Source organism: Streptococcus sp. (genome assembly GCF_030528045.1).
Classification (GTDB): domain Bacteria; phylum Bacillota; class Bacilli; order Lactobacillales; family Streptococcaceae; genus Streptococcus.
This window is the reverse complement of sequence record NZ_JAUMZR010000022.1, coordinates 21,688-32,852: the sequence shown is the minus strand read 5'-3', so window position 1 is coordinate 32,852 and position 11,165 is coordinate 21,688. Positions and strand designations below refer to the sequence as shown.

Genomic DNA, 11,165 nt, shown 5'->3' with positions numbered 1-11,165 from the left:
GCTTTTGAAAGTCATATTTGATTTGTATTCCCATGCAATTCTTACACTTGGGAGGCTGGTAGTCTAATGTGGCTATTAGCTCAATGTGAGTCTCATGTTTCAAGGCTTTGTTTAGGGTGATATTTTTGTCTTTCATTCCGATGAGTTGTGTGGTATGATGAATATGTTCCATAAGATCCTTTCTAATGATGGTTTGAGTGCTTTTCATTATAAGTCTTATGGGACTTTTTGTGTATTCAAAAAGCTCCATAATTTCCATAGTGGTTTTTACCCACTACAGATATTATAGAGCCCCTTTTTCTATGCAAACGGAGTTATAAAGAAATTTATGTAGAAATGAACATTCTATTGGAAATTCTATTTACTATAAGTTATAATGATAAAGCTGTTATGTTAGATTAAGTATGAATATAAAGGAGAAATGATGAAGAAAAAAATTTTTAATCAATCTTTTTCCCGCTTTTCAATTAGAAAGTTAAGTGTTGGGACCTGTTCGGTATTGCTAGGAACTTTTATGGTCATGGCTACTTCTCCAGTGCAAGCGGATGAAGCTCAAGTTAACAATAAGGAACAACAAACGCAGGCGGAAATTCAACAGAAGGAAAAAAGTGTTGAGAATGGACAGGAAATCATTTCTGAGCCTCAAAAAGAGGTAGCACAGAACGAAGCGGTTAAGGAGCTGGAGGATAAAGCTGGACCGTCCAAAACAGAAGTATCTGCCCCAGTTGCTCAGAGCCAACCAGTTTCTCAAGTTGACAATGCGAAGGAGGAAAGTCAGCCCTCTTTAGATGAGGAGAAAAAGCAATCTCTAGAATCAACTCAAACTGAGCAGAAAAACAAGGAAGAAGGCAGTTCTAGTGGGAAAACTTCTTCAAGACGCAAGAGATCGCTAGATGAAGTCAATGCAGAATTTGAAACTCATTCGCCAATCAAAGATATCCATGCTGTAGATAGTGTTCGTGAGTCCTTGACTTTTAGTATTACTGGACACGAAGCAGACTATTCTGGTGGGTATATCAAAATTCATTTCCAAAATGGGAAAGCTATTAAATTGACCCCTTCTCCAGTTGGTGGTGTAAAGTTCAGCCAAGAAAAAACGAATGGGGATCTTGATTTAAAGATAGAACTGCGAATCTGAGAGGTGGAGCAAACTATAACTTCGTCTATACTTTTCAGATAGATCCTCTGACGCATAACTGGGGAGGCGCTGTCCAAGCCATTGGGCCAGACCATAAGGTGACCGCAACTGCTAAGCTCCATGACAAAAATGGCAATGTCCTCAAAGAACTTGGAAGTATTGAACACACATGGAAAGTCTTAGAAAACGGTGTAGGTGGTCTGACACCAATGTCTAACAATCAGGTCATTGGCTACGATCGGAACAATGATGGTATCGTTGACGATGATTCGTCGGTTGTATCCTACTATCTATTTAATGGTGCGAAAGATCCTAAGAATAATACGGCAAGAAATGATTACTTCAACTATGGGAATGGTGTTTTTGATGGTCGTATGATCAATGGTATGGGGATTAGTGATGTCGGGGGGCATATCATTGATCCTGTCACATCTTTTACCTATAATATAGAGTTAAAAGAAGGTTATGAATTGACAGATGAAGCCAAAGCTTTGGGATGGACTGCCGATGCGACGGGTTACCATCTGACGATTAACAGAACTAACAATCCGCTTCAAGATATCAATAACAATAAAAATAAGTTCATTCCAATTTCTTTCAAGTTAAAGAATGCCAAAGTAGCAGATATCAATAGAAAAGCGCAAAACCTTACTGTGACGGGGATCTATACAAAAGCAGATGGGACTAGTTATCAAAATACGGCTGTTCTCCCCTATACTCTCTTTGTTCAAAAAACTGATCAGCCAGAATCTTCTCTCTTTGAGTTTAGACACTATAATCAGTCTGATTCGGAGATAATTCGTTCTTATGGTGAAACAGAATACCGTTCTTATGTTCGGCTCTCTTCGGTCGCTGAGGTTGAAAAAGATTATCTTATCAATGACTATACTGTCACTCATAAAATACAGGACCCACGAGAGTCTTATCGGGAAGTCAATGCGATTGAGGAGCGTTATTGGAATGAATTTTTCTCTTCACCGGATGCATCCGTAGAAGTATACAATAAAGCTACAGGTGAGTTGTTAGGGATTTTTAATAGTAACACCCGTAGTCTACGATTGACGGAAGAGCAAGATGTGAAGGAACTGGAGTACAAGTTTAAAAATATCAAGATGAGGAAGTCCTCAACAAATGATACATCAATGTTTGTTTTCCAGACCCAAACACGCTTTAATAATTGGGAAAGTCTCTATAAAGATTCGACAATCAGTAAGTTGGATTCTAGAACGGATTTCACTTTTAAGAATACTAGCAACGCTGTTTCTTTATCTCAAACGGCCTCAGCCGAATTAACACGCGTTAGCCAGCAAATTTCGATGATTGGACGACGTCGAACAGATGTCTTTAATCGACACACAGATGCTTCTGGTTTTAAAGAAGATTTTATCACAAGGACTGCGGGTAAAGAAACTCCTACTCAGAACTTCGCAAACTTGACAGGAGTTTACCATCTGGCTTATTTGGCTGACCCTCAATTAAACTTTAGTGGAAACCCTAATTTTAAGGTTTATTATAATTACAAAGATACTGGGAAAACTCTCTACTATGCCCAAGTAAAGGGGACTCCAGACTCCCCCATGCCTGCAACACTTTTGAAGTTGGAAAACAAGACAATTCCAAATGGGACCTACACCTATAAAGCGATTGCTTTTTGGGACGAGGAACTTCCTGACGTTCAAGCTCAGAATGGTTATGACTTGGGGGAGCTTGACGGCATTACAGTTACCTCGAAAAATTCAGTTTCTTATGACTTCGATGTGATCGTACAGGCTTCTGAAGCGAGCGGAGTCTACTCTGAAGTGAAAAGGGCGACAGATCAACACTTTGCCTATAATACTCAAGAACATTATCCTGGTGATGAGATTGATTTCAGAGTGACCTATAAAAACGCAGCGAAACAGCCTGTTTCAGACGTTTATGTTTTGTCATCCTTGCCGATGAAAGGTGATAAACAGCTAGAATCCAGAAATCGTGGCTCTGAATTTACAGTGAGTTTGACAAAAGCTTTAACACCACCTTCAGGCTGGGAAGTTCAATATAGTCGTACTGCGGGTACTGCTGCGGAAATTAATGCTTCACAATGGCTCACAGCGGATCAAGTGTCGGATTGGTCAGAGATTCGTGCAGTTCGTTGGCATTCGACTACTCCGGTTGGTGCTGGAAGTAGGGTTCAATTTCCTATCGATAGAGCAGTTATCGGGCAAGATACTGCCCCAGGTGCTACGGCTTATCTTTCTTCGGCACTGGCAAATGGCAGTTCCAAGTACACTGAGTCCAATAATGTTTCAATCCAAATGTCCACCAAACTGTCATCTGCAAGTTTCACCTTTGTGGATGTAAATGATCCGTCTAAGGAAGTGCAACTAGGACAGGTAGACACAGTTGTAGGCAAACCTAATGGACCAATTTCTTATGATCCTGTTCGTCGAATTAAGGAATTAGAAGATGCAGGATATGAACTGATTAGTAACGATTTTACAGATCATACCTTTGGTGACTCGGCTAGCCCAAGACAATTCAAGTTTCAGTTTAGACACAAGATTACAGAACTAACCGAAACTGTTCGTGGAACTCGAGAGATTGATTTTGAATATCTCAAAAAAACAAACCATTCTGATTTATCACCCCTTCCTCCAAAACATGTTGAGACTCATTCGTTTACTCGCACGAAGAGAATTGATCAGGTTTTGGCGAAACTACAACCAAATGATGCGACAGCAGGTGTGACATACTCAGCCTGGTCTGCAGACCAAACTTGGTCTCAAGTGATTTCTCCTGAAATTCCTGGCTATTATCCAAGAGAGGATATTGATGCAAACACAATGTCGGGAGAAGGAGCTCTCTATGAATATTTAATGAACGCGGATGATCCTAGAGATGAAGAATTGGAAAAAGAATTTACCTGGTATCGGGTGGTGTATTATGTTCCGCTTCCAGTTGTTCCATCAGCAAGTGCAGCGAAATCTAAAGGCCTTCAAGGGCAGAAGCAGGCAGCAACGATTCGATTTGATGAGGATAGAGCAAGCGAGAGCGAGGTCCACTTTACAAAAGGGACAACAACCATTAATGGAGCAAAGAAATCCGTTGACCTAGTCCAAAGTAGTGTCTTTCTTTATGATGAGAATGGACAAAAGGTAACTTCGTTAACCATTGCCAACCAAGGGACGTACGATTTAGATCTTGTAAATAAAACAATTGTCTTTACTCCACTGAAAACCTTCTATGGTCCGGCGACTCCAGTTCGAGTTGGAGTGGTGGATAAAAATGGAGAGTCGACTGTAACGACCTATACCCCAGTTGTTGAGAAAGTAACGCCAACTGGTACAGGTGATAAGACAGAAGGTCTGCAAGGTCAGGTACAAGAAGGTAAAGTGACCTTCACTCCAGGCCATGACTCTGTTCCATTCCCAGCTGATTCAACTCCACTATTTGACAATGGTACAACTGTGAAAGAAGTGCCAAATGTTGGTAAATTCGAAGTGGACGCAGAAGGTAAGGTAACCTTCACCCCAGATAAGCAATTCAAGGGCGAAACACCAGAACTTGAATTGACTCGTGTGGATGCCAACGGAACTCCTGTTACTGTCAAGTACCAAGCAGTAGTGAAAGAAGTAGTTCCAACTTCAACGGACGCCACTTCAAATGGTATCCAAGGTCAACCGCAAAAGGGTACCCCAACCTTCACAGAAGGTAATCCGACTGTTCCAATTGATGATATGAAACCAATGACTTTCGAAGATGGACAGTCAACGAAGACCGTTTCAGGTGTAGGTGAATACAGCATCAATCCAGATGGCTCTATTACCTTTACGCCAGAAAAACAATATGTTGGTACACCAACTCCAGTCACAGTGAAACGTGTGGATAAGAATGGCACCTCAGTCACTGCGACCTATACCCCAACAGTGACCAAGGTAACCCCAACCAGCACTAACGCAACCAGCACAGGTCCTCAGGGTGTTCCACAAACAGGCACTCCAAGCTTCCAAGGTGGCGACCCACTGGTTCCAATCGATGAAACAGTCGAGCCAACCTTCGACGATGGAAGCAAAGAGAAGTCTATTCCAGGTCAAGGAAGCTACACGATTGCGCCAGATGGAACTGTAACTTTCACGCCAGATAAACAGTTTGTCGGAAACCCAGATCCAGTCACAGTCAAACGTGTAGATAAGAACGGCACCCCAGTTACTGCAACCTACAGTCCAGAGTTTACGAAAGTAACCCCAACTGGTTCAGGTGATAAGACAGAAGGTCTGCAAGGTCAAGTCCAAGAAGGTAAAGTGACCTTCACTCCAGGCCATGACTCTGTTCCATTCCCAGCTGATTCAACTCCACTATTTGACAACGGTACAACTGTGAAAGAAGTGCCAAATGTTGGTAAGTTCGAAGTGGATGCAGATGGTAAGGTGACCTTCACCCCAGATAAGCAATTCAAGGGTGAAACACCAGAACTTGAATTGACTCGAGTAGATGCCAACGGAACTCCTGTTACGGTCAAGTACCAAGCGGTGGTGAAAGAAGTAGTTCCAACCAGCACTAACGCAACGAGCACAGGTCCTCAGGGTGTTCCACAAACGGGCACTCCAAGCTTCCAAGGTGGCGATCCATTGGTTCCAATTGATGAAACAGTCGAGCCAACCTTCGCAGATGGAAGCAAAGAGAAGAATATTCCAGGCCAAGGAACTTACACGATTGCACCAGACGGAACTGTAACTTTCACTCCAGACAAACAGTTTGTCGGAAACCCAACTCCAGTCACAGTGAAACGTGTAGATAAGAATGGTACAGAGGTTACTGCAACCTACAGTCCAGAGTTTACTAAGGTAACCCCAACTAGCGCTAACGCAACGAGCACAGGTCCTCAAGGACTTCCACAAACAGGTACCCCAAGCTTCCAAGGTGGTGACCCACTGGTTCCAATCGATGAAACTGTGGCAGCAACATTTGAAGATGGATCAACTGAAAAAGTGATTCCAGGTGAAGGAACTTATGCAATCTCACCAGATGGCACCGTCACCTTCACTCCAGAGACAGACTTTGTAGGAAAAGGAACAGGCGTAACGATTGTCCGTAAGGATAAGAACGGAACTCCAGTTACTGCAAGCTATCGCCCGACAGTTGTAGATCCATCTACTGGTCATGACACGACTTCTACAGGAGCAAAAGGCCAACCACAAGTGGCAACCCCAACGTTTGAAGGGTATATCAATCCGACTGTTCCACCAACCTTTGAGGACGGTAGCACGACGATGGTTGTTCCGGGTGAAGGAAGCTATACAATTGATAAAGATGGTCACATTACCTTTACTCCAGAACCAGACTTTGTTGGTACAGCTAAAGGATTGGTTGTGAAACGTTTGGATGTGTATGGAAATTTAGTTACTGCTCGCTACACACCGACTGTCCTTGGACAAACACAAGTGAGTGATGCGACATCAGAAGGTCTTAAAGGTCAAACTCAGACTGGTAAACCAAACTTTACAGGTGATGTCGATCTGACAGTTCCGCCAACCTTTGAAGATGGATCAACTGAAAAAGTCGTTCCAGGCGAAGGAACTTATGTAATCTCACCAGATGGCACCGTCACATTTACCCCTGAGGCAGACTTTGTAGGACAAGCCAAAGGTGTGAAAGTGATCCGTAAAGATCGCAATGGAAATATCATTTCAGGATTCTATACTCCAACAGTAGTAGAACTTCCAGAGCAAGTGAAGCAGTCTGATAAAAAAGAACTTTCAGTACCTGATTCGAAACCAGATCAATTGACTCAAAACATCTCTGTAGAAAAAAATCAACTTCCAAATACAGGAAGTCAAGAAGATGGTTTGAAAACTCTAGGAATTCTGACAGCCCTAGCAGGTGCCATGACACTTGGATTGCTAGGTAAAAAGAAACGAAACGATGAATCAGACTAATCATTTTTAAGAACCGAGAAATCGGTTCTTTTTTATGACATTTGTCATATTTCCTAGTGACAGAAGCATCTAGCTCCGCTAACTTCAAAGGACTATAATTGAAGTATGAAATGGAGGAAGAAGAAATGAAAAATAAAATGATTGTCGCAGTGAGTTTAGTAGCAGCAGGAGTTATGACCTATCTCATGTTTTCAGGATTGGACGAGGGTTTCTATCATTTTCCTTGGGAGCTCTTTGCTGGCTTTGGAATGATGTCTTGGCTTGTCAGAGAAGGTTTGAAATTAGTCAGAGATGTGAAAAAGGAGTTTGAGGAATGAAAAAAGCAATCATCTATTTCTTTATCGGCCTGTCACTCTTGGTATGGTTAGTGGAAATGTTTACTGGTTGGTTTGACCAAACCTTGCTTCGGCAATTCATTCGTGGTGCTTGGGGTTTTGGATTTATGATTTTCGTTGTTTTCCCTATGGGAATGAAGTGGTTGAAAGGAGAAACTCATGACTGTGATTAAAGTTGAGAAATTGAGTAAGAAAATAAAAGACAAGGAGATCTTGCGGAACATCTCCTTTGAAATCAACGATGGTGAATGTATCGCCTTGATCGGGCCTAACGGAGCAGGGAAGACAACCTTGATTGATTGCCTCTTGGGCGATAAGTTCATGAGCTCAGGTCAGATAGCCATTCAAGGGTTTGCACCAACAGATCCTCGATTAAAACAGCTTATTTCTGTCTTGCCTCAAGAAAATGCAGTTGTCCAAAGCTTAAAAGTGAAAGAACTTCTATCATTTTTCAAGTCACTTTATCCCGACAGTCTTTCAGACAAAGAAATTGATGACTTGCTAAGATTCTCAGACAAGCAGAAAAATCAGCTAGCGGGCAAGTTGTCTGGTGGGCAAAAACGTTTGCTCTCTTTCGTGTTGACTTTAATAGGTCGTCCGAAAATTCTATTTTTAGACGAGCCAACTGCTGCCATGGATACCTCGACACGTCAGCATTTTTGGGAAATTGTCAATCAGTTAAAGAAAAATGATGTGACCATTGTCTATTCTTCTCACTACATCGAAGAGGTGGAACATACGGCTGATCGCATTTTGGTCCTCCACAAGGGAGAATTGATTCGCGATACGACGCCTTATGCCATGCGTGGTGAAGAACAAGAAAAACATTTTACGGTACCTCTAACTTATCAGGAAGTTATCAGCACTTTGGACCAGGTTCAAGAGCTTGAAATCAAGCAAAATGCTCTTTCCTTCACAACAAAAGAAGCCAGCCAGGTATGGAAATTTTTGCAAGAGCAGGGCTGCACGATCGAAGAAATTGAAGTTCGCAATCGAACTCTATTAGACAGCATTTTTGAAACGACTCAAGATTAAAGGAGATTGACGATGAAAAATATGACAAGTCTCATGAAAGTGGAAATCATTCAGATGAAACGGCAAGCAGTCTACTACTTGCTATCCATCGGACTCCCAAGTGTGTTTTACCTTATATTCTCTGGTATGATGTCAGGATCAGATATTCCAGAAATTGCTCTTCAAGCCTATCTTTTTGCCATGACGCTCTTTAGTATCATGTCAAGTGCTTTTTTCAGTATCCCTAGCACACTCGAGTCTGATAAGACAAACAACTGGCAAAAATTGATTCAACATTCTCCAGTATCTATGGTAGAATATTATGTATCAAAACTGTTCAGTACTTTGCTGACTTTCTTGTTATCAATTATAGTTGTCTTTTCGGTTGGTCATTTTGTCCGTGGAGTGACTCTGCCTTGGCTTGATTGGATGGTGATTGGAGTTATGTTGCTGGTCGGAAGCGTGGTCGTTATCAGCATGGGGGTATTGGTAAGCTTGCTTCCCAGTGCTCAATTGATGACGGTGATTGGAAATATTGCCTATATCGCTTTGGCTGTCCTAGGTGGACTCTGGTTCCCTTTGAGTTCCTTCCCAGAATGGCTCCAATCCATTGGAAAACTGACCCCAACCTATCAACTGATGCAGGTTGTCTCTGCTTATTTGGAGCACCACGAGTTTAACATTCTTGCTGCCTTGGTTGTACTAGGTTATACAGTTTTCTTTGGTGTCTTGGTCATTCAACTGAAAAAACGGATCGAGGTAAAATAAATCTATGTTGGAAAAATTAAAAAACACTCATTATATGTTTCATATTTCAACAGTGTTTATCATCTTTCCTATAGCGGGTGTCATCGTTGGAGAGTACCCGCTTTCAACCTTGTTATGGACTATACTATTTGTCCTAGCTTTCTATTCGGTTTTAGTCAGTCAGAATCGCACTGTGCAGTGGCTGGCTTGGTGGATCATGTTCGCCTACATTTTTTACAGTTCCGTCTGGCTGAATGCGAGCTTTGCTTGGTTTATATTTTATTTATCCAATCTCCTCATTTACCAACTGGATGAGATATCTTTTCACTCTTGGCGTTTTGTCAGTTTTATTGTCTTGCAACCCTTGATTTTAACTGGAATCTACATGGTTGATCAAGTTAGTCCCTGGCAACTGCTCTTTTTCTTGGTGACTTTTGTCTTTTCTGATGCCTTGACTTTTGGTCTCTATCGAATTCGAATGACGGAAGAATTAAAAGAAGAAAAGAGAAAGCAAAATGCCAAACTTAATCTTTTCTTGGCTGAAAATGAACGCAGTCGTATCGGTCAGGATCTCCATGACAGTCTAGGCCATACCTTTGCTATGTTGAGTGTGAAGACAGATCTTGCCCTACAACTTCTTCAAATGCAGGCCTATCCTCAAGTGGAAAAAGAATTAAAAGAAATTCATCAGATCAGTAAAGAATCCATGAATGAAGTTCGTACAATTATCGAAAATCTTAAAACCAGAACCCTTGCTTCCGAATTTGCGACAGTTAAAAAAATGCTGGAAATTGCAGGAATTGAAACGGGAATCAATCACCAACTAGATACAGCTAGCCTAACTCAGGAGTTAGAATCGACGGCCTCCATGATTTTACTTGAGTTAGTGACCAACATCATCAAACATGCCAAAGCATCGAAAGCTTACTTGAAATTAGAACGAACTGAGAAAGAACTCATTCTAACAGTGAGAGATGATGGATGTGGCTTTGCTTCTCTAAAAGGAGATGAACTCCATACCGTTCGAGACCGTGTCCTTCCTTTTTCAGGAGAAGTAAAGGTGATCAGTCAGAAACATCCGACTGAAGTGCAGGTTCGGCTACCTTATAAGGAGAGAAACTAAGATGAAACTACTTGTTGCAGAAGATCAAAGTATGTTGCGAGATGCTATGTGCCAGTTGCTTACCTTTCAACCAGATGTAGATTCTGTCCTACAAGCCAAGGATGGCCAAGAAGCAATCCAACTTTTAGAAAAAGAGTCTGTGGATATTGCCATTCTTGACGTAGAAATGCCTGTTAAGACAGGCCTCGAAGTCTTGGAGTGGATACGAGCAGAAAAGCTAGAAACAAAGGTAGTTGTGGTGACGACCTTCAAACGTCCCGGATATTTTGAACGTGCGGTCAAGGCTGGAGTGGATGCTTATGTCTTGAAAGAAAGAAGCATTGCAGACCTCATGCAAACCTTGCACACTGTTCTCGAAGGACGCAAGGAATATTCGCCTGAATTGATGGAAGTGGTGATGACGCATCCTAACCCGTTAACAGAGCAAGAAATCGCTGTTTTAAAGGGAATTGCTCAGGGCTTGTCTAATCAAGAAATCGCAGATCAGCTTTATCTATCAAATGGAACCGTCCGAAACTATGCCACCAATATTCTTTCGAAACTAGATGCTGGTAATCGAACAGAGGCAGCCAACATTGCAAAAGAATCTGGTTGGCTTTGATGAGAAGGGTTAAAAAATTCCGAAATGACAACTTGAATCAAAGGAAAACCATACTAGAAAGGAGGAGGCAAATTGTCTCCTTTTCTGGTTTAGAAAAGCGGTGAAAGCTAGTGTCAAAGAGTTAAAAGATCAGAATAAAAATGAAAAATATCTTGACAATGAAGGAAAAATTGTGTTACAATAATAGACGGTACTTTTTACTTTTGGTCTCTCAAAAGTGTACAGGGACGTGCTGACAAATGTTGCAAAAGTACACACAGATGGTAGCTGTCACCAAGTGTATCATCACCAA

Annotated in this window: 8 protein-coding genes and 1 pseudogene; 8 read left to right on the top strand and 1 reads right to left on the bottom strand. The window is 41.7% G+C overall.

Translation table 11 applies throughout. The features are described from left to right. Positions 1-208 (bottom strand): annotated as a pseudogene (locus Q4A91_RS05690) (hypothetical protein); the annotation flags it as partial. Positions 209-424: 216 nt separating this feature from the next. Here Q4A91_RS05690 and Q4A91_RS05685 point away from each other — a divergent pair. The 8 genes from Q4A91_RS05685 to Q4A91_RS05650 all read left to right on the top strand — a co-directional run bounded on the left by Q4A91_RS05685 (position 425) and on the right by Q4A91_RS05650 (position 10,873). Further along, positions 425-1,138: a YSIRK-type signal peptide-containing protein gene (locus tag Q4A91_RS05685; protein ID WP_303209720.1), complete on the top strand. Its 714-nt coding sequence runs from the start codon at positions 425-427 to the stop codon at positions 1,136-1,138. A gap of 209 nt (positions 1,139-1,347) precedes the next feature. Beyond that, complete coding sequence (locus Q4A91_RS09340) at positions 1,348-7,053, top strand: LPXTG cell wall anchor domain-containing protein (RefSeq protein ID WP_368389533.1); 5,706 nt, start codon at positions 1,348-1,350, stop codon at positions 7,051-7,053. A gap of 110 nt (positions 7,054-7,163) precedes the next feature. After that, the gene (locus Q4A91_RS05675; protein ID WP_000390701.1) at positions 7,164-7,370 is read left to right on the top strand and encodes a hypothetical protein; all 207 of its coding nucleotides are present in this window, start codon (positions 7,164-7,166) and stop codon (positions 7,368-7,370) included. Beyond that, positions 7,367-7,561: a hypothetical protein gene (locus Q4A91_RS05670; RefSeq protein WP_303209718.1), complete on the top strand. Its 195-nt coding sequence runs from the start codon at positions 7,367-7,369 to the stop codon at positions 7,559-7,561. The genes Q4A91_RS05675 and Q4A91_RS05670 overlap by 4 nt, the downstream gene beginning before the upstream one ends. Beyond that, positions 7,548-8,423 carry an ABC transporter ATP-binding protein gene (locus tag Q4A91_RS05665; RefSeq protein ID WP_303209717.1) on the top strand — a complete coding sequence of 292 codons (876 nt, stop codon included), beginning with the start codon at positions 7,548-7,550 and terminating at the stop codon, positions 8,421-8,423. The genes Q4A91_RS05670 and Q4A91_RS05665 overlap by 14 nt, the downstream gene beginning before the upstream one ends. A gap of 12 nt (positions 8,424-8,435) precedes the next feature. Continuing rightward, the gene (locus Q4A91_RS05660; RefSeq protein WP_303209716.1) at positions 8,436-9,170 is read left to right on the top strand and encodes an ABC transporter permease; all 735 of its coding nucleotides are present in this window, start codon (positions 8,436-8,438) and stop codon (positions 9,168-9,170) included. Between the two features lie 4 nt (positions 9,171-9,174). Then, positions 9,175-10,272, top strand: coding sequence for a sensor histidine kinase (locus Q4A91_RS05655; protein ID WP_303209715.1), 1,098 nt, complete (start codon positions 9,175-9,177; stop codon positions 10,270-10,272). 1 nt (position 10,273) lies between these two features. Continuing rightward, entirely contained in the window at positions 10,274-10,873 is a 600-nt protein-coding gene (locus Q4A91_RS05650; RefSeq protein WP_303209713.1) for a response regulator transcription factor, read from the top strand. Positions 10,874-11,165 lie beyond the last annotated feature (292 nt).

Coding starts and splice junctions, on each gene's coding strand:
- Q4A91_RS05655 (WP_303209715.1), top strand. CDS start 9,175: ATGTTGGAAAAATTAAAAAACACTCATTATATGTTTCATATTTCAACA.
- Q4A91_RS05670 (WP_303209718.1), top strand. CDS start 7,367: ATGAAAAAAGCAATCATCTATTTCTTTATCGGCCTGTCACTCTTGGTA.
- Q4A91_RS05665 (WP_303209717.1), top strand. CDS start 7,548: ATGACTGTGATTAAAGTTGAGAAATTGAGTAAGAAAATAAAAGACAAG.
- Q4A91_RS05660 (WP_303209716.1), top strand. CDS start 8,436: ATGAAAAATATGACAAGTCTCATGAAAGTGGAAATCATTCAGATGAAA.
- Q4A91_RS05650 (WP_303209713.1), top strand. CDS start 10,274: ATGAAACTACTTGTTGCAGAAGATCAAAGTATGTTGCGAGATGCTATG.
- Q4A91_RS09340 (WP_368389533.1), top strand. CDS start 1,348: ATGTCTAACAATCAGGTCATTGGCTACGATCGGAACAATGATGGTATC.
- Q4A91_RS05685 (WP_303209720.1), top strand. CDS start 425: ATGAAGAAAAAAATTTTTAATCAATCTTTTTCCCGCTTTTCAATTAGA.
- Q4A91_RS05675 (WP_000390701.1), top strand. CDS start 7,164: ATGGAGGAAGAAGAAATGAAAAATAAAATGATTGTCGCAGTGAGTTTA.